The organism is Actomonas spartinae, assembly GCF_051209155.1.
In the GTDB taxonomy this organism is placed as follows: domain Bacteria; phylum Verrucomicrobiota; class Verrucomicrobiia; order Opitutales; family Opitutaceae; genus Actomonas.
On the sequence record NZ_JBPJGB010000001.1, the window covers coordinates 1,924,925 to 1,942,039 of the forward strand.

Here is a 17,115-nt window from a genome sequence, read left to right on the forward strand (position 1 = left end):
CGGCGGCGGCCGGCCCTTAGGTCGCGGCGTGTTCCCGACGATACGCCGCCGGGGTCAGACCAAAACGCTTGCGGAACTTGCGGAAGAAACTGTTGGGGTCGGAAATGCCGATGGAGTCGGCGATCGTGAGCACCTTCGTCTGCGGTTGATCGAGCAGGATGCGGGCGGCCAGCAGCATGCGCGTTTCCTCGATGTATTCCCGCACGGTGCAGCCCTTCAGCTTGCGAAAGTCGCGTTCCAGCTGACGGCGGGAGATGCCGACCTGTTCCGCCACCATCACCACGCCCAGGCGCGGGTCGGCACTGTGCTGCGAAATGAATGTAGCCGCTTGCTGGATACGTGAATCATGTTCCGGCTCGATGCCGGTGCTCTCGCGGGTGATCGCGCCCTGCGGCGGAACCAGCACGACGGCCGAATCGGGCGCCTGACCCTCGAGCAGCCGCTGCAGGGTCTCAGCCGCGCGGTGGGCCACCTGCAGCTCGTTCAGCGCGATGGTGGAGAGAGGAATCGGGGCTGAACCGCAGTCGGCCGGATCATTGCCGACACCGAGCAGGGCCAGTTGCCGCGGCACCGCGATGTGGGCGGCCTCGGCGGCGGCCAGCACACGACCGCACAGACTGTCGTTGTTGGCGAACAGTCCGGTGGGCTGGGAAAGGGACGTGAAGACGTCACGGAGCGCATGCCGCCATTCCTGTTCGTTGTCGTGCCAGGCGCGGCCGAGCCGGCGGTGGGCCGGCGGCAGCAGGCGGCAATTGAAACCTTCGGGACCGATCACCGCATGGAAGCCTTCGAACTGTTGCCGGTTCGGCAGGTCATCGAGGAACGGCGCCCACACGAAATCGCGGCAGCCTCGCTCGAGCAGGTGTTTCGCGGCCAACCGCCCGATCTCCCGTTGGTCGGGTTCGACCCGAGGCCGGGCGCGGGATTCCGCGGCGAGCGAGACGGTGACGCAGGGGACGCCGGCGGGCATGGCATCGGTGACCCCTTCGTGGCCATAGCAGGCAAGCGCGATGATTCCGTCTCCCTCCCAGCGGTGAGGCACCACGCCGGTGTGGATCACGTCCGTCACCAAGTGCCAATTCTGCTCCCGTGCATATTGGGCCAGACCCTGCATGAACCCGAGTGGTGCCCCCGGGGCAGCGACCAGGATCCGCTGGCGTCGAACGCGACCCGGGGAAGGCGCCACCTGGGCCGGAACGGCCACCGCTGCACGACGACCCGATGGCGGCGCATCGAGGCGGGGAAGAGGTGAAACGGCGGCGCACATGGGGTGGGGGCAAAGCCGCTGCTCCGGGGTGGAAATGAACGAGCAGCAGCGCACCACCATCGCACCGGAGAGCGGATTCGCCGGTCAAGCGAGCGATGGTTAAGGGGCTGCTATGACTCAGGTGGTAGCGCAACCACGGTCCGATTTCAGGGGAATGCCCTAGGCCGGGGTCCCGGCGAGAACGTCCGTCCGAATCAATTGTTGGCGATTTCGTCGTCGCCCAAACGCCCTTGCAGCTTGCGGTGCAGGCTCAAGGTCTCGATCTCCTGCCGCAGCGCCCGACCGTAGAGTTGCAGGCGCGCGTTCACATCGAGCGTCTCCAGCAGCTTTTGTTTCAGCGAGGTGCTGTCGCACAAGGTGAAGGCCGCCAGGTCGACGAACGATTCGGCGTCGTCGACCGTGCGCAGGAATTCCGTGAACCCCGGCGGCACCGGAGAGCCGAGTTGGCGTTTGAGGGCGAGCAGTCGTTCGACTCGCCGCCGCAGCTTGCGATTCTCGGCCTCGGCGGCACCGGCCGTGCTCGCGAGCGGTTGCACGCGGATGATGCGGTAGGGGTCTTCGCGCACGATCGACTCGCATTCCACGCGCACCAACCCCTGCAGCAGGAGGTTGGAGGTGCCGTCGGTGTTTTGGTTGCACGCCCGCACGATGCCCGCGGTGGCGATGCGTTGACCGCGTTCTTCGGATGGATCTGACGCGGGATGAAGTCCCGTCACGGCAAAAATGCGATGGGACCGCAGGACGTTGCGAAGCATCAACCGGTAGCGTTCCTCAAAAATGTGCAGCGGCATGAGGGCCTGCGGGAAGAAGGCCACGTCGGGCAGGGTCATCACGCCGATTTCCTCCGGGACGATGATTTCGGTTTCCACGTCGTGAACGTAGATGCAGCCAATTCCTGGCTGCAAGCATCGGTCGGTCTGATGTGACACCACCTCGCTCATGGCGCAGACCCTGTGTCACAGGGTGAGACAGGAAGGCGCAAGCTGTCGCAGGTAAGAAGGCCTGGAACATACGAGAGAATACTGTAAATAATTGATATAAAGGTAAAAGAGTAAGAAAGGCCGGTAGGGCACATGCATTGCTTGGGGGGAGGGCATGAGCCGTATTCTCGGAATCGATTTAGGCACCACCAACTCCTGCATGGCCGTCATGGAAGGCGGAGAACCGGTGGTCATCCCCAACGCGGAAGGCGCGCGCACCACGCCTTCGGTCGTCGCTTTCACCAAGTCCGGCGAGCGTCTTGTCGGTCAGGCCGCCAAGCGCCAGGCGGTGACGAATCCGCGCAACACCATTTTCTCGGCCAAGCGCCTCATCGGCCGCAAGTTCTCCGAAGTCTCGGAGGAGGCCAAGAACCTGCCCTACAAGGTGGTCGAGGGCAAAAATGGCGACGCCTACATCGAGGCTCAGGTGGGCGATAAGACCGAGCAGTTCGCGCCGCAGCAGATCGCTGCCTTCGTGCTGCAGAAACTCAAGGCCGATGCCGAAGCCTATCTCGGCGGCCAAGTCACCCAAGCGGTGATCACCGTGCCGGCCTACTTCAATGACGCCCAGCGCCAGGCGACCAAGGATGCCGGCAAGATCGCCGGCCTTGAGGTGCTCCGCATCATCAACGAGCCCACGGCCGCTTCGCTCGCTTACGGTCTCGACAAAAAGTCCGACGAGAAGATCGCGGTTTACGACTTGGGCGGCGGCACCTTCGACGTTTCCATCCTCGAGATCGGTGACGGCGTGTTTGAGGTGAAGGCCACCAACGGTGACACCCACCTCGGCGGTGACAACTGGGACGAGGCCCTCATCAACTGGCTCGTCGATTCCTTCAAGTCCGAGCAGGGCATCGATCTCCGCTCCGATCCGATGGCGCTGCAGCGTCTCAAGGAGGAAGCGGAAAAAGCCAAGATCGCGCTGTCCTCCGCGCAGTCCACCGACATCAACCTGCCGTTCATCACGGCCGATGCCTCCGGTCCGAAGCACCTCAACATCACTCTTTCCCGCTCCAAGATGGAGCAGGTCTGCGATTCGCTCTTCGAGCGCACGATCGCCCCGTTCAAGTCCTGCCTGCGCGACGCCGATCTCGAGTCGGCCGGCATCGACGAGCTCGTGCTCGTGGGCGGCATGACCCGCATGCCCAAGGTCGTCGAACTCGCCCGCGGCCTCGCCGGCAAGCAGCCGCACCAAGGGGTGAACCCCGACGAAGTCGTCGCCATCGGCGCGGCCATCCAGGGTGGCGTGCTCCAAGGCGACGTGCGCGACGTGCTCCTGCTCGACGTGACCCCGCTCACCCTCGGCATCGAGACCGCCGGTGGTGTGTCCACGCCGATGATTTCCCGCAACACCACCATCCCGACCAAGAAGTCCCAGGTCTTCTCGACCTACTCGGACAACCAGCCCTCGGTCGAAATCGTCGTGCTGCAAGGCGAACGCCCGATGTCCAAGGACAACAAGAACCTCGGCACCTTCCGCCTCGACGGCATCCCGCCGGCGCCGCGCGGCACGCCGCAGATCGAGGTCATTTTCGACATCGACGCCAACGGCATCCTCCATGTCACCGCCAAGGACAAGGGCACCGGCAAAGAGCAGAAGATCACCATCCAAGGTTCCTCCGGTCTCTCTTCCGAAGAGGTCGAGAAGATGACCAAGGAAGCCGAGCTTCACGCCGAAGAGGACAAGAAGCGCAAGGAGTCCGTTGAGACCAAGAACCAGCTCGATTCCACCATCTACCAGATGGAGAAGGCGCTGAAGGACAACGGCGACAAACTGCCCGACGACGTGAAGGCCAAGATCGAGCCCGCCATCGCCGACGCCAAGAAAGACCTTGAGTCCGGCGACGTCGACAAGATGAAGGCCGCGATGGAGAACCTTTCCAAGGTCGGCCAAGAGCTCTACGCCAAAGCCGCCGAGGCCGCGCAAGCCGCCGGGGTTGACCCCGAGGCCGCCGCGGCCGCCGCCGGCGCGGCCGGTGCTGACGCGCCGAAGAAGGAAAAGAAGGTCGACGGCGATGTCGTCGATGCCGACTTCGAGGTGGTCGACGACGACGACAAGAAGAAGAGCTAAACCCTTTCGCGCATCGTGGATGATTCGTCATCCCGCGGTGCGCTTTTGTGATCCCGCAATCCAACAACCTTATCCCTAAAACAACCCAACATCCCAATCATATGGCTAAAGTAAGCATCAAGCCCATCGGTGATCGCGTGCTCGTGCAGCACATCGAGGAAAAGGAACAAGTCCGTGGTGGCATCATCATCCCGGACTCCGCCAAAGAGAAGCCGCAGGAGGCCAAGGTCATCGCCCTCGGCACCGGCAAGAAGGACGACAGCGGCAAGGCCGTCGACTTCGAGGTCAAGGTCGGCGACATGGTGCTCCTCAGCCCCTACGGTGGCTCCGAGGTCAAAGTCGACGGTCAGAAATACAAGCTGGTCCGTGAAGACGACATCCTCGGTGTGATCGTCTGATCCCGCTCAACCCAGAAGCTTTAAACACCAAACCAGATTTAAGATTATGGCAGCCAAACAACTCCTCTTCGACGAGTCCGCTCGCTCCAAGATCCTCAAGGGCGTCGAGGTCCTCTCCCGCGCCGTCAAGGTGACCCTCGGCCCGAAAGGCCGCAATGTCGTCATCGACAAGAAATTCGGCTCCCCGACCGTCACCAAGGACGGCGTGACCGTGGCCAAGGAAGTCGAGCTTCCGGACGCCTACGAGAACATGGGTGCGCAGATGGTGAAGGAAGTCGCCTCCAAGACCTCCGACAACGCCGGTGACGGCACCACCACCGCCACCGTGCTCGCCGAGGCCATCTACCGCGAAGGTCTCAAGAACGTCGCCGCCGGTTCCAACCCGATCTTCCTCAAGCGTGGCATCGACAAGGCCGTAGAGGCCGCCGTCGCCCAGCTCCACAAGATCTCCAAGAAGGTCAACGACCGCGAAGAGATCCGCCAGGTCGCGACCGTGTCCGCCAATTGGGACACCGAGATCGGTGACATCATCGCCGACGCCATGGACAAGGTCGGCAAGGACGGCACCATCACCGTCGAAGAGGCCAAGTCCATCCAGACTTCCCTCGACGTCGTGGAAGGCATGCAGTTCGACAAGGGTTACCTCTCGCCTTACTTCGCCACCAACCAGGAGGCCATGGAAGCCGTCCTCGAGGACGCTTACATCCTCATCCACGAGAAGAAGATTTCCTCCCTGCAGGACCTCCTCCCGCTGCTCCAGTCGGTCTCCAAGTCCGGCAAGCCCCTCCTCGTCATCGCCGAGGACATCGAAGGTGAGGCCCTCGCCGCCCTCGTGGTGAACAAGATCCGTGGCACGCTCAACGTCTGCGCCGTCAAGGCTCCGGGCTTCGGCGATCGCCGCAAGGCCATGCTCGAAGACATCGCCGTGCTCACCGGTGGCAAGTGCATCACCGAAGACCTCGGCATCAAGCTTGAGAACGTTCAGGTGTCCGACCTCGGCCGCGCCAAGCGCATCTCCGTCGACAAGGAAAACACCACCATCGTTGAAGGCGCCGGCAAGTCCTCGGATATCCAGGGCCGCGTGAAGCAGATCCGCCGCCAGATCGAAGAGACCACCTCCGACTACGACCGCGAGAAGCTCCAGGAGCGCCTTGCCAAGTTGGCCGGCGGCGTGGCCGTCATCAACGTCGGCGCCGCGACCGAAGCCGAGATGAAGGAGAAGAAGGCTCGCGTCGAGGACGCCCTCCACGCCACCCGCGCCGCGGTGGAAGAGGGTATCGTCCCTGGCGGTGGCGTCGCGCTCCTGCGCACCGCCAAGGCCATCGAGGACGCCGATCTCGCCGGTGACGAAAAGATCGGTGCCAGCATCGTGCGTCGCGCCATCGAGGCTCCCCTCAAGCAGCTCTGCGCCAACGCCGGTGTCGACGGTGGCGTGGTCGTTCAGACCGTGCTCAAGAGCAAGGGGGCCCAAGGCTACAACGTGGCGACCGACGAGTATGTCGACCTGCTCAAGGCCGGCGTCGTCGACCCGACCAAGGTCACCCGCACCGCGCTCCAGAACGCTTCCTCCATCTCCGGTCTGCTCCTCACCACCGAGTGCATGATCACCGAGATCCCGGAGAAGAAAGAGGCCGCGGCTCCCGCCGGCGGTATGGATGGCATGGGCGGCATGGGCTACTGAGTCCGCGCTTCATCCGCGTATCCAAAAACCAATCACCAAGCCCGTCCCGCTCGCGCGGGGCGGGTTTTTTGTTGGGGGGCAGGGCGCGTTCGCCGAACGGGCCGTGAACGCGGCGGCGCAACTGCCTTATCTGGTGCGCAGTCGTTCCGCCGCCGCGGCGACTTCCAGTGGCACCGACTCGGCGGCGATCCAGCCGCGCTCCGCATAGGTGGTGAGGCGATCGATTTCCCCGGGCAACATCGCGATGAGGTCCTCGCGCTTGCTGCGAAACAACTCGATCTCGTCGTGAAACTTAGTCGGCGGCGGCGCACAGAAGAAGGCTTTGCCGGCTCCCTGCTTGCGCCAGGTGAGGGCAACCCGCCGCATCCGATAAGGGCTCGCGACCAGTGCGACCGTGGTGAGCGACCAGTGCGCGGCTTTGGCTTTCAGGTTCAAGTTGCGGATGTTCTCGCCGGTGTTGGTGGACTCCGTTTCCAGCAGCAGGGCGGCATCGGGAAACTCCGGGACGTGCGCCTGTAGGGTGACGGCGAAGGCCTCGGCCTCCGGTCGATCCAGGTCGGCGGAACCGGCGCCGACTCCGCCAGTGAAAAGCACCCGCGGCGCGACGCCCGCGCGCCACAAATCACCGCAATGGCGGGCGATGCGTTGGTCAAAATGACCGAAGCCAATGATCACGTCACAGCCGGTCGGCGGCTGGCTGGAGCGGAGGTTCAGGTGGTTGAAGACGAGTTGGGCGGGGTCCGAGTGCATGGCGTCGGCATCAGGGAGCGTGGCTGGGATGGCCCGGCTCAGCAACGCCGCGGTCACAATCCATGCAGGGGTGCGTTTTGCGCTTCCCAGCGTGGGGGCTGGCAGGTTCGTTGGTCGGTGCATGGAAGTCATTTTTCTCGGCACCGGCACCTCTCAAGGCGTTCCCATGATCGCGTGCGACTGCGCGGTCTGCACGTCGCCCGATCCGCGGAATCGTCGCACGCGCGCCTGCATCCATGTGGTGATGGACGGGCTGCATATTCAGGTGGATGCCTCTTCGGAGTTCCGGCTGCGGTGCGTGGAGGAGAAGGTGAACTGGATCGACCTCTTCATCCTGACCCACGGCCACGCGGATCACATCACCGGCATGGACGACCTGAGGCGCTTTTGCGACCTGCTGGGCGGCGAGGCGCTCAAGGTGTATTCGACCGACGAAGGCATCAGCCGCGTGCTGTCGATCTACCCCTATGCGATTCTCGATCGTCCGGTGGTGAAGGGCTACGCCGCCTTCAAAATGGACCAGATGCCGGACCGGCTGGAGTTGGAGCAGGGCACCATCGAATCGACGCTGCTGCCCCACGGCGGCATCAACACGCTGGGCCTTGTGTTCACTGAGCGCAGCAGCGGAAAGAAGTTTGTTTATTACACCGACTGCAAACGTGTGCCCCGCGAGGCGGTCGACCTGGCGCTCGATGCCGATGTGGTCGTGCTCGATGGTTTGCGGCCGCAACCGCACCCCTCGCACATGTCAATCGACGAGGCCGTGGCGGTGGCCAAACAAATCGGTGCGCCGCTCACCTACCTCACGCATCTTACGCACTTGTCCGACCACGCGGAGACGGAGGCGGAACTGCCGGAAACGGTGCGTATCGCCTACGACGGTCTACGCCTGGAACTAGGGTAAAGCGGTGCCGACGAACGCCTGCGGCGCAGCGCGTAGAAGGTCGCCATGAGGCTGATGAGAGCCGCTCCGTAGGTGGCGGGCTCCGGCACAATCACCGGCGTGACGCCAGTGCCGGAGTCCCAGGTCGCATCTCCCCAACCGTCAAACGTGATGTTGGCGAGGCTGGCACTGTCGACGGCGCTTTGAACCAGAAAATCACCCGGATCGCCGGTCCAGTTCAAGACGGTCAAACTGCCGCCAATGACATTGAGTTCAAATAACGTGAGCGCCGCGCCAGCACCGCCGAAATCGATCACCGAGTCTCCCGTTACCGTGATGCTGGTCAGGGACTGCGTGGTGTTGCCGAGGTCGAGGGTCGTATTGTTGAGAAACAGATTGATGCTCGAATCAAAGATGTTGCTCGCGCCGGCAATGATTTCCGAGCTGCCGGAGAAGGTGAGCTCGGTGTTGCCGGTTTTCGTCGTCACCGCCTGGTTGAACTGCACGGCGGACCCGGCCAGCACGGTTTCCTTGTTCTGAAATTCGAGCTCGAGGTCGAAGATTTGCAGGTTGCCGGAGTTGTTGGTGATGTTGCCGATTTGGAGTTGGTTGGTGCTGTCGCTGGTGAGGGTGTAGGCGCCCGCTGAAGCACCAAAGTTTACATCGTCGACCCCGGTGATGGCGCCCGCGCCGAAATCGAAATACACCGTCAGGTTCGGCGGCGCACCGGCGTTAAACTCCAAGTTCGGATTGCCGGAAGGGGCGCTCCCCGAGAACCAGTTGTCGTCGTCGGAGACCAAAGTGCTTTCGGACCCGTCCCAGACAAAGGTCACCGCAAGGAGTGGACTCGTGCCGAGGAGCCCGAGGAGTTTGATGATCGTGCGCCGCATTGGCCGTGCCTCCGTCTATGAAGACTCCGGGAAGGAGGAAAAGTTCACAAGATGTTTGTAATAGGCGTGTTACCCTACCTAAATTGGTGGTTTGTGGTCCGTGTTCTCTGGGGGGAAATCGGCATCTCGCGGGTAGTGCGCTTGCCGTCCCGCATCGCCCATCGCCTGACCTCGGCGACAAAGTCGATTAAACCGTAGACTTTTAATTTAGGTAAGTTTATCTATTAGCCCAATAATTTCGTAATCCACCCAACGACCCATCCCCTCACCATGGCCCGCATTCACAACGACATCACTGAAACCATCGGCAATACCCCGCTCGTGCGTCTCAACCGCACGGCGCAAAAGCACGGCGCGGTCGCCGATGTGTTGCTCAAACTCGAGTTCTTCAACCCGCTTTCGTCCGTCAAGGACCGCATCGGCTTCGCCATGATCGACGACGCGCTCCAGAGCGGCGCGATCAACGAGAACACCGTGCTCATTGAACCCACCTCGGGTAACACCGGTATCGCGCTGGCCTTCGTCGCCGCCGCCAAGGGGCTGAAGCTCATCCTCACCATGCCGGAGACCATGAGCATGGAGCGCCGCAAACTGCTCAAGGTGCTCGGTGCCCGTCTCGTGCTCACCGAAGGCCCGAAGGGCATGAAGGGGGCGATCGCCAAGGCCGAGGAACTCGCCGCGCAGATCCCCAACGCCGTGATCCTGCAGCAGTTTGCCAATCCCTCCAATCCGGCTGTGCACCGTCGCACGACGGCCGAGGAGATCTGGGCAGACACCGACGGCAAGGTCGACTTCGTCGTGGCCGGCATCGGCACCGGCGGCACCATCACCGGCGTTGGCGAGGTCCTCAAAGAGAAGAACGGCGACCTCAAGATGATCGCGGTCGAACCGGCCTCGTCGCCGGTCCTTTCCGGCGGCAACCCGGGCCCGCACAAGCTGCAGGGCATTGGCGCCGGTTTTGTGCCCGACGTGCTCAACACCAAGGTTTACGATGAGGTCGTGACCGTGAAGGAGGAGGACTCGGGTCCGATCTCCAAAGAAGTTTCCCAACTCGACGGTATCCCGATCGGCATCTCCTCGGGCGCGATCACCTGGGCCGCCCTCGAGGTCGCGAAGCGCCCCGAAAACGCCGGCAAGACTGTCGTTGCCATCATCCCGTCCTGCTCCGAGCGCTACTTGTCCACTTGGCTCTTCGCCGACGTGAACACGGAAAGTGATTCGCTGGACGATCTGATCAAGAGCTGATCTAGTTTCCAAATCCCCGGCTGCGCCCCAGCGCAGTCGGGCTTCCTAACCCCAAGCCGGTCCCGGCTCTTGGCCTGAAAGGGTCGGGAGCCGGGACTTCGGTTTTCAGCCTTTGAGATGAGACCCGAACCCGCCGCCTCCAATGACTACCTGGCTGCCCATGTCGCCATGTTGGCGTCGTCGTATAGCGCGTTTACTGGACGAGTGCTGCAGGCAGGCAGCACGCCGGAGGAGCGTGCCCGGGCGCTTTACCACGCCCCCTTTGTGGTGCTCTCCCATGGCACGGAGACCGATCCGATTTTTAACTACGCCAACCTCACCGCCCAGCGCCTGTTTGAGCTCAGTTGGACGGAAATGATGCAACTACCGTCGCGCTATTCCGCCGAGCCGGTGAGTCGCGAAGAGCGGGCGCGCTTGTTGGCGGCGGTGACGACGAAGGGCTTCATCGATGACTACCGTGGCGTGCGGATTTCAAAATCCGGTCGGCGTTTTATGATCGAGCAGGCGACGGTCTGGAACGTGAGCGACGAGGCCGGGGTGCCGCGAGGGCAGGCGGCCACCTTTGCGCAATGGACGCCGGTCGGATGACCGACCGCTAGCGTTTGGCGCACAACCGCGCCGCGTAGCGGATCGCCTCGATCATGCTGCCGGGGTTGCCGGTGCCGGTGCCGGCGCGGTCAAAGGCGACGCCGTGGTCGACCGACACGCGAATGATCGGCAGACCGAGTGTGATGTTGACGCCGGCCATCGATTTCCAGGTGTCGGTGGCGTGGTCGTAGTCGAAGCCCAGGAGCTTCGTCGGGATGTGGCCCTGATCGTGATACATGCAGACCACCACGTCGAATTCGCCCCCGCGCATTTTGGGGAAGATGGTGTCGGGCGGGAAGGGGCCGTGGGCGGCGATGCCTTCGGCCCGGGCGGCGTCGATCGCGGGAATGATCTCGTCGATCTCCTCCCGCCCAAACAGGCCGTTTTCGCCGGCGTGGGGATTGAGTCCGGCCACGGCGATGCGGGGCGTCGCGATGTCCATGTCGCGCAGGGCGGCGTGGGCGAGACGGATGACCTTGAGCACGCGCTCGCGTTGCACCCGGCGAATGGCCTCGGCCAGCGAGACGTGGGTCGAGACGTGCACGACGCGGAAGTTTCCTTCGGCCAGCATCATCGTGTAGTCGCGGGTGCCGGTGTAGTGGGCGTAGATTTCAGTGTGGCCCGGAAAATCCAGGTTGGCGGCGCGCAGGGCCTCCTTGTGGATCGGACCGGTCACGGTGGCGTCGATGACGCCGGACTGCGCGAGCTCGATGGCTTTGACCACGTAGTCAAACGACGCCTGACCGGACGAAGCCGCCACGGTGTTGAAAGCGAAGGTTGCCGGATCGACGTTGGCGAGGTCGAGCACGTCAAGCGTGCCGACTTCGTAGCGGCCCTCCGCGGGTGAGGAGACCGGGCGGATTTCGAGCTCGATGCCGCAGCGTTGCACAATGTCGCGCATCACCCTGGCGTCGGCGATGGCGAGCGGTCTACAGAGGTCCAGCAGCGCGGGATCGCTGACGGCCTTGGCGGTGATCTCCGGGCCGATGCCAGCCGGATCGCCGGTGGCGATGCCGATGAGCGGACGAGACATGGTGGAGTTGGTCATGGGGCCTCAGGGGAACAAGCGTGCTGCAGAAAAGCGGCCGGCCACGGATAGCTGCCGGGTTTGATCGTGATCGCAGGGAGCGTGGTGGCTTTCGGCAACAACGAGACCACCCCCGGCGTCCATTCTGCGCTGACAGTAAAACAAGCGAGTCCGAGTTCGTCACAGGCGGCGCGGGCGGTGGCGCCGCCGGTCAGCGCGAGGTGCGTGTCGCCCGTTTCCACGGCCATCCGGGCGAGGGCTTGCAGGCGGTTAAGGTCCTCCGGGCCGACCTGCGCATGAACCCGCCGTTCCCGCCGCAGGGCGCTGTGCACGCTTTCAAGCGAGCTGGTTGCGTCACACATCGTGACGCCGTGCGCGCGCAGCGTTTCGAGTGGGGCGGGCGCCGTGCTGCCGTTGACGATGAGGAAGTGACGTCGCGGGGTCGGGTTGGCCGTGAGCGCGTTGGGCGAGGGGGCCGCGGGGCACCAAGCAGTGAAGGCATCGGCCGCGCCGACGATGAGTGTGGCATCCTTGGCCGCCGTGATGGCACGCACCACGTCCGCAACGGAGTGCAGGTCCGGGATTGCGAGGTCACCGGCTTCTGCGCCAAGCAGGGTCTGAACCTGGGAACGGGTGGCCGGGTGAGCCGGATCGTGGGCGAAGGCGGTGGTGTGGAGTGGTTTGCCCTCGATGAGGTAGTTTCCCTCGATGATGGTGCGTCCGCGCGACGGATTGGCCGGCACCAACAAGGTTCGCGGGACGCCGAGCACGGCGGCCATGGCTCGTGATTCCACGGCGATGTGGCCGCGTAGCACGGAATCGCACTTTTTGAAAAAGCGAGCGGCGGGAAAGCGTTCGAGCAGGCGGGTGGTGAGCCTTTGCCAGACCTGTGCGGCGACCTCGGCGGGGTGATCGCGGGTGTGGGCGTCGATCACGAGCACCGAGGTTGCCGGCGCGCGTCCGAGTTGGTCTTGGGTGAGCAGGACCGGCGACCAGCCGTGCCGATGCGCGATACCGGCGATTTCGGCGGCGCCCGAGAGGTCGTCGGCGATCACCACACGCATGGCGCTTTAGCCGTGGAAGGGCCAGATGACCGGGATCACAGTGAGGGCCATGCCGAAACAAAGCGCGTTCATCGGCAGGCCGATCTTGAGAAAGTCGGTGAAGCGGTATCCGCCAACTCCATACACGTAGGTGTTGGTCTGGTAGCCGATGGGGGTGGAGAACGCGGCCGAGGCGGCGAAGGTCACGGCCACGATAAAGGGCCGCGGGTCGACGCCGAGTTCGGCCGCGACGCGCAGCGCGATGGGGGCCATGAGCGCGGCGATCGCGTTGTTGGAAAGGATCTCCGTCAGCACCATCGTGGTGAGATAGATCGCCCCCAGGGCCACGAGGGACCGATACTCATTGCTGGCGAGGCTGTTCACGCCGTCGACGAGGTGGGTGGCCAGCCAGGAGGCGGCGCCGGTGCGTTCGAGGGCGAGTCCCATGCCCAGCATGCCGAAGATGAGGAAGATGAGGTTCCATTCGACGGCGCCGTAGGCCTCCTTGGATTTAAGCACGCCGGCAACCAGAAGAACGACGCAACCGGTAAGGGCGGCGACTTCGATGGGGGCGATGCCGAACGTGGCGGCAGCGATGACCGCGGCGATCACGCCGATGACCAGGGCCATCTTGCCGGCGGGGGATTTGGCCGGGGTCCGCGCCCGGTCGAACAACATGAGATCATCGCTGTTGCGCAGGCGGTCGATGGCTTGGTCGGTGCCCATCATGAGCAACACGTCGCCAGGTTCGACCGGCAGGGTCTCGATGGCCGAGCGCACGTTGCGGCCCTTGCGGTGCATGGCGATGACGACCATGCGGAAGCGTTGGCGGAAGTTGACGCCGCGCACGGTCTGGCCGACGAGGGCGGATTGCGGGGTGACAACCGCTTCGACCAAGGAGCCCTCGTGGGCGGCGATCTGTTCGAGGCCCAGTTGCAGGTCGGCCACGAGGTCGATGCCTTCCACACTGCGGGTGTGCGCGATGCCCTTGGGGCGGCAGGAAAGGATCATGCGGTCGCCGGGGAGGAGCGTGGTCTCGGTCGGGTCGAAGGGGATGGCGACGCCGTTGCGCACGATTTCGAGCACGCGCACCCCGCGGGCGCGTTTGAGACCGGAATCGTTGATGGTCTTGCCGGCGAGCGGGGAGTTGGGCTGGACGAAGGCCTCGGTGATGTATTCGCGACGCTCTTCGTCGGTGAGGATGTCCGTCAGCATTTCGCGCACGGGCAGGACGCGTTTGCCCACGATCGCCAGATAGATGGCGCCCAGGATTGCGGTGGGGATGCCGAGCCACGCGATCTCAAAGAGGTTGAAGGAGCGTTCCCCATGCGAGACCGCGATGCCGTTGACGATGAGGTTGGTGCTGGTGCCGACGAGGGTGCAGGTGCCGCCCAACACCGCGGCGTAGGAGAGCGGGATCAGGAGCTTTGACGGCGCCAATTTCATCTTCCGGGCCAGGCCAAGCACGACGGGCAGGAAGACCACCACGACCGGGGTGTTGTTGACGAAGGCCGAGAGGGTCGCAACGAAGGCGACCATAACGACGATCACGACCGGGTAGGGCAGGTTGCCGGCTCGGTCGACCACCGTGGAAATGCGGTCGATGAGGCCGCACTTCACGAGGGCGGCGCTGAGCACGAACATCGCGCCCACGGTGATGGGCGCGGGGTTGGCAAAAACGGTCAACGCCTCACTCGCGGGCAGCAGCCCGGTCACCATCAACGTGGCGAACAGCGTCAACGCGGTGACGTCGGGCGGGAATTTTTCCCACACGAAGCTCGCGAGCGTAAGCACGAGGAGCACAAAGATAAGCGCGATTTCCCAGGTCATGGGCGGATGAGACGCTACGTGGCCGGAACCGGCGCTCCCAGCTCAATTTTCAGGCCGCTTTGCGGCCTTCGCTCTGCCGATACCACTGGATAAAGACCCAGGTCATGGCGAGAAACGTCACGAGGACGTTGCTTAGTTTCATGATCGCGCCGGCCAGCAGTTGGTCGTCCATCGGGGTGAAACCGTCGATGAGACGCGGCGCAAATTCGTAAGTGGGGTAGAGGATGTCGGTGGAAAAGGTGATGAAGGCGAAGAGCGGGGTCAGACCGACCGCCACCGCGAAGAGGTAAACCAAGCGGCCGCCCAGTCGCATGGGGGGCCAGACACGACTGACGGCGAGGACCGGCCACCAATACATCACGGCCGTGCCGAAAAAGGTGACGTGTTCCAGCACGTGCACGAAACGGTCCTGCAGCGCGAGGTCGTAAAGCGCCGGCACGTGCCAGAGGCTTTGCACCATCACATAAAGGATGCCGGCGCTCACCGGATACAGCAGCAGTCGACCAAGCGGGCGCAGCACCGGCCGGTCCACCAGACTGTCGACCAACCAGTCGGGGAGCCCAATCAACCACAGGACTGCGCAGGGGTAGATCAGCACGACGTGTTGCGCCATGTGGGCCGAGAAGAGGAAACGTTCTCCGAGTTGGTCGAAAGGAGAACCGACCGCGAGGTAGAACAACACGAGCGAACTGTAATAACTCCACGCCCGCCAACGCGGAAGTTTGGCTCCGGGGGCGATGCGTTCGCGCAGCGGACCGGTGAGCACGGCGTAGCTCCAGGCCAGCAGGAGGAGACCGCCGATCAGGTAGGGTTCGTTGTGCCAGTGACGCCAGTCGATCATGGAAACGGCCGATGCTTGTCGGCACTTAGCGGTCAGACAACTGAAACCGTTTCAGATCGGTGCGGGTGGCATCCACACAAGTAAGAAGATCAGGACTTGCCAGAGAAGAAGGCTGATGAACACCCCCGGGTGGGTGCGCCACGCCGTGGAGATGAGAACCGCCTGCAGGACCAAAGGGACGGCCAGACTGCCATTGGATACCGAAGTTGTTGCCGGGCCGAAAAGAAGGCTGGCCCAGAGCGCAAAGTTGATCGCCACTGCGCCCAACACCGGCCCCCACGAAGGTAGCTTGGCGGTTGGCGCTTGTTCCACCGCGCGTCTGAACCAACGTTGTCCTAGGTCGAACAGGAGAAGCGGCCACATGAGATTCCACGGACCCAAGGCGGCGAAGAGAAAATAGAAGGATTGGTAACGTGTGGCGATCTGGTCGGACGAAGGCCAACGCAGCCAACTGGAAAGGCCGTAGACCAACGGGTAGCGCAGATTCGCCGTTTTGTGGTGGAGGATCTCGGTCGGGCTCAGTTTGGCGTAGGCCTCGCGCACCGTCGGCCAGCTGTCGCGGGAATCGATGTCGATCACGCCGGCAAGATGCCACTTGAGCAAACGATTGCCTGGCGGCGCGTAGCCTTGTTGGTAGCCCCACCATGGCAGCACAAATAGCCCTAATATGGCGATGGCCCCCAGCAGTGCCGCCCGCGACGGCAGCGGGGGGCGCACGGCGAGGATCCCCAGCGTGAGCAACGCGAAAGCGCTGGTGCCATGGGCCAGCCACGCGAGTCCGCTACAGGCGGCCGCGAGGAGGCAACGCGCCATCGGCCGAGTTGGCTCGGAGAAATAAAGGACACCGGCGGTGATGACGGCGCTGGCAGCGCCGAGCTTGGGCCAGACGTAGAGCGTGTGGATCAACGGAGTGGCGGTGATCGCCAGCGCAGCAACCACCGCCGCAGTCGGTCCCGGCTCGCAACCTCGCCAGCGCAGCAGAGCCCAAATGGCCGGCCCCCACCACAGTTGCAGCAGCATCCCGGTTGCGTGGGAGCCGAACCGGAAACCATCGACGGAACGCGGAAAAAACGGACAAAACAACAACACCACGCCTGTCGCCAAAGGTGGTCGGTCGCTGGTCTGCCATTCGGCGTGCAGGTTGCTGCCACGATCTCCGCGGATCAGTTTTTCGGCCCACAGCCGAGGTAGCTCGTTATCGATCGGCAAGCCCTGCACAAAGCGGTTGGCTGCGAGTTTATCGATCGTCGGGGCCGGGGCGCCGGCGTGGAGGTATCCAATGTAAACCAGTCCGATGCCGATCAGCATCAGGCCACACCAGGATGTTTCCCGATCCTGTCGCCACTGCTGAAGAAGGATTTTTCGTCGGCGCCAAGTGAACCATGCGATCGCCACCCAAAAGGTCAGGCCCACACTTGCTCCGACCGCTGGATGGATGAACCAGAGTGGGAGACAAGCGAGCCCTGTCGCGGCTACGCCACCCCATGCGACGGAGAACCGGAGGATCGTTGGGAGGTCGACAAGTCTGCTTAGCCAGCCTGATAAGTGCAAAACCAAGGTCCACCAGGCGCCGGAGACAACGAGGACCGCGAGGAGGTGGGACGCGAGCATGCTGCCAATC

Annotated in this window: 15 protein-coding genes; 6 read left to right on the forward strand and 9 right to left on the reverse strand. The window is 63.5% G+C overall.

Annotated elements, in window-relative coordinates:
* Window positions 1-16 precede the first annotated feature (16 nt).
* Both AC0MRV_RS07740 and AC0MRV_RS07745 read right to left on the reverse strand, forming a co-directional pair.
* Window positions 17-1,114, reverse strand: a complete 1,098-nt coding sequence (locus tag AC0MRV_RS07740) for an AraC family transcriptional regulator (protein ID WP_472763872.1) — start codon at window positions 1,112-1,114, stop codon at window positions 17-19.
* Between the two features lie 347 nt (window positions 1,115-1,461).
* The gene (locus AC0MRV_RS07745; protein ID WP_472763873.1) at window positions 1,462-2,136 is read right to left on the reverse strand and encodes an LON peptidase substrate-binding domain-containing protein; all 675 of its coding nucleotides are present in this window, start codon (window positions 2,134-2,136) and stop codon (window positions 1,462-1,464) included.
* Between the two features lie 226 nt (window positions 2,137-2,362).
* On the opposite strand from AC0MRV_RS07745, the gene dnaK reads away from it, so the two are divergent.
* The 3 genes from dnaK (at window position 2,363) to groL (ending at window position 6,397) form a co-directional block, all read left to right on the forward strand.
* Window positions 2,363-4,318: a molecular chaperone DnaK gene (gene dnaK, locus AC0MRV_RS07750; protein ID WP_472763874.1), complete on the forward strand. Its 1,956-nt coding sequence runs from the start codon at window positions 2,363-2,365 to the stop codon at window positions 4,316-4,318.
* Between the two features lie 101 nt (window positions 4,319-4,419).
* Window positions 4,420-4,716 carry a GroES family chaperonin gene (locus AC0MRV_RS07755; RefSeq protein WP_472763875.1) on the forward strand — a complete coding sequence of 99 codons (297 nt, stop codon included), beginning with the start codon at window positions 4,420-4,422 and terminating at the stop codon, window positions 4,714-4,716.
* A 46-nt stretch (window positions 4,717-4,762) separates the two neighbouring features.
* Window positions 4,763-6,397, forward strand: a complete 1,635-nt coding sequence (gene groL / locus AC0MRV_RS07760; protein WP_472763876.1) for a chaperonin GroEL — start codon at window positions 4,763-4,765, stop codon at window positions 6,395-6,397.
* 126 nt (window positions 6,398-6,523) lie between these two features.
* On the opposite strand, the gene AC0MRV_RS07765 is transcribed toward groL, so the two are convergent.
* The gene (locus tag AC0MRV_RS07765; protein ID WP_472763877.1) at window positions 6,524-7,147 is read right to left on the reverse strand and encodes a YdcF family protein; all 624 of its coding nucleotides are present in this window, start codon (window positions 7,145-7,147) and stop codon (window positions 6,524-6,526) included.
* 121 nt (window positions 7,148-7,268) lie between these two features.
* Here AC0MRV_RS07765 and AC0MRV_RS07770 point away from each other — a divergent pair, with 121 nt between their 5' ends.
* Window positions 7,269-8,051, forward strand: coding sequence for an MBL fold metallo-hydrolase (locus tag AC0MRV_RS07770; protein ID WP_472763878.1), 783 nt, complete (start codon window positions 7,269-7,271; stop codon window positions 8,049-8,051).
* Here the strand turns inward: AC0MRV_RS07770 and AC0MRV_RS07775 are convergent.
* Window positions 8,021-8,920: a PEP-CTERM sorting domain-containing protein gene (locus AC0MRV_RS07775; protein ID WP_472763879.1), complete on the reverse strand. Its 900-nt coding sequence runs from the start codon at window positions 8,918-8,920 to the stop codon at window positions 8,021-8,023. The genes AC0MRV_RS07770 and AC0MRV_RS07775 overlap by 31 nt on opposite strands.
* Window positions 8,921-9,190: 270 nt before the next feature.
* Between AC0MRV_RS07775 and cysK the strand changes: the two genes are divergently transcribed.
* Window positions 9,191-10,165, forward strand: a complete 975-nt coding sequence (gene cysK, locus AC0MRV_RS07780; protein WP_472763880.1) for a cysteine synthase A — start codon at window positions 9,191-9,193, stop codon at window positions 10,163-10,165.
* Window positions 10,166-10,282: 117 nt separating this feature from the next.
* Window positions 10,283-10,753: an MEKHLA domain-containing protein gene (locus AC0MRV_RS07785; RefSeq protein WP_472763881.1), complete on the forward strand. Its 471-nt coding sequence runs from the start codon at window positions 10,283-10,285 to the stop codon at window positions 10,751-10,753.
* A 7-nt stretch (window positions 10,754-10,760) separates the two neighbouring features.
* Here the strand turns inward: AC0MRV_RS07785 and pdxA are convergent, their stop codons facing one another.
* The 5 genes from pdxA to AC0MRV_RS07810 are packed head-to-tail and all read right to left on the reverse strand — an operon-like array spanning window position 10,761 to window position 16,802.
* Window positions 10,761-11,801, reverse strand: coding sequence for a 4-hydroxythreonine-4-phosphate dehydrogenase PdxA (pdxA, locus tag AC0MRV_RS07790; RefSeq protein WP_472763882.1), 1,041 nt, complete (start codon window positions 11,799-11,801; stop codon window positions 10,761-10,763).
* A complete protein-coding gene (locus tag AC0MRV_RS07795; RefSeq protein WP_472763883.1) occupies window positions 11,798-12,844 on the reverse strand; it encodes a four-carbon acid sugar kinase family protein in 1,047 nt (348 codons plus the stop codon). The genes pdxA and AC0MRV_RS07795 overlap by 4 nt, the downstream gene beginning before the upstream one ends.
* Window positions 12,845-12,850: 6 nt before the next feature.
* Complete coding sequence (locus tag AC0MRV_RS07800; RefSeq protein ID WP_472763884.1) at window positions 12,851-14,653, reverse strand: SLC13 family permease; 1,803 nt, start codon at window positions 14,651-14,653, stop codon at window positions 12,851-12,853.
* 49 nt (window positions 14,654-14,702) lie between these two features.
* Window positions 14,703-15,494 carry a cytochrome c oxidase assembly protein gene (locus AC0MRV_RS07805; protein WP_472763885.1) on the reverse strand — a complete coding sequence of 264 codons (792 nt, stop codon included), beginning with the start codon at window positions 15,492-15,494 and terminating at the stop codon, window positions 14,703-14,705.
* A 51-nt stretch (window positions 15,495-15,545) separates the two neighbouring features.
* Window positions 15,546-16,802: a hypothetical protein gene (locus tag AC0MRV_RS07810; RefSeq protein WP_472763886.1), complete on the reverse strand. Its 1,257-nt coding sequence runs from the start codon at window positions 16,800-16,802 to the stop codon at window positions 15,546-15,548.
* Window positions 16,803-17,115: the final 313 nt, after the last annotated feature.

Bases quoted from the DNA above. Each gene is read 5' to 3' on its own strand.
- AC0MRV_RS07740 (WP_472763872.1), bottom strand. From the start codon at position 1,114: ATGCAGGGTCTGGCCCAATATGCACGGGAGCAGAATTGGCACTTGGTG.
- dnaK (WP_472763874.1), top strand. From the start codon at position 2,363: ATGAGCCGTATTCTCGGAATCGATTTAGGCACCACCAACTCCTGCATG.
- AC0MRV_RS07755 (WP_472763875.1), top strand. From the start codon at position 4,420: ATGGCTAAAGTAAGCATCAAGCCCATCGGTGATCGCGTGCTCGTGCAG.
- groL (WP_472763876.1), top strand. From the start codon at position 4,763: ATGGCAGCCAAACAACTCCTCTTCGACGAGTCCGCTCGCTCCAAGATC.
- AC0MRV_RS07765 (WP_472763877.1), bottom strand. From the start codon at position 7,147: ATGCACTCGGACCCCGCCCAACTCGTCTTCAACCACCTGAACCTCCGC.
- AC0MRV_RS07770 (WP_472763878.1), top strand. From the start codon at position 7,269: ATGGAAGTCATTTTTCTCGGCACCGGCACCTCTCAAGGCGTTCCCATG.
- AC0MRV_RS07775 (WP_472763879.1), bottom strand. From the start codon at position 8,920: ATGCGGCGCACGATCATCAAACTCCTCGGGCTCCTCGGCACGAGTCCA.
- cysK (WP_472763880.1), top strand. From the start codon at position 9,191: ATGGCCCGCATTCACAACGACATCACTGAAACCATCGGCAATACCCCG.
- AC0MRV_RS07785 (WP_472763881.1), top strand. From the start codon at position 10,283: ATGAGACCCGAACCCGCCGCCTCCAATGACTACCTGGCTGCCCATGTC.
- pdxA (WP_472763882.1), bottom strand. From the start codon at position 11,801: ATGACCAACTCCACCATGTCTCGTCCGCTCATCGGCATCGCCACCGGC.
- AC0MRV_RS07795 (WP_472763883.1), bottom strand. From the start codon at position 12,844: ATGCGTGTGGTGATCGCCGACGACCTCTCGGGCGCCGCCGAAATCGCC.
- AC0MRV_RS07800 (WP_472763884.1), bottom strand. From the start codon at position 14,653: ATGACCTGGGAAATCGCGCTTATCTTTGTGCTCCTCGTGCTTACGCTC.
- AC0MRV_RS07805 (WP_472763885.1), bottom strand. From the start codon at position 15,494: ATGATCGACTGGCGTCACTGGCACAACGAACCCTACCTGATCGGCGGT.
- AC0MRV_RS07810 (WP_472763886.1), bottom strand. From the start codon at position 16,802: ATGCTGATCGGCATCGGACTGGTTTACATTGGATACCTCCACGCCGGC.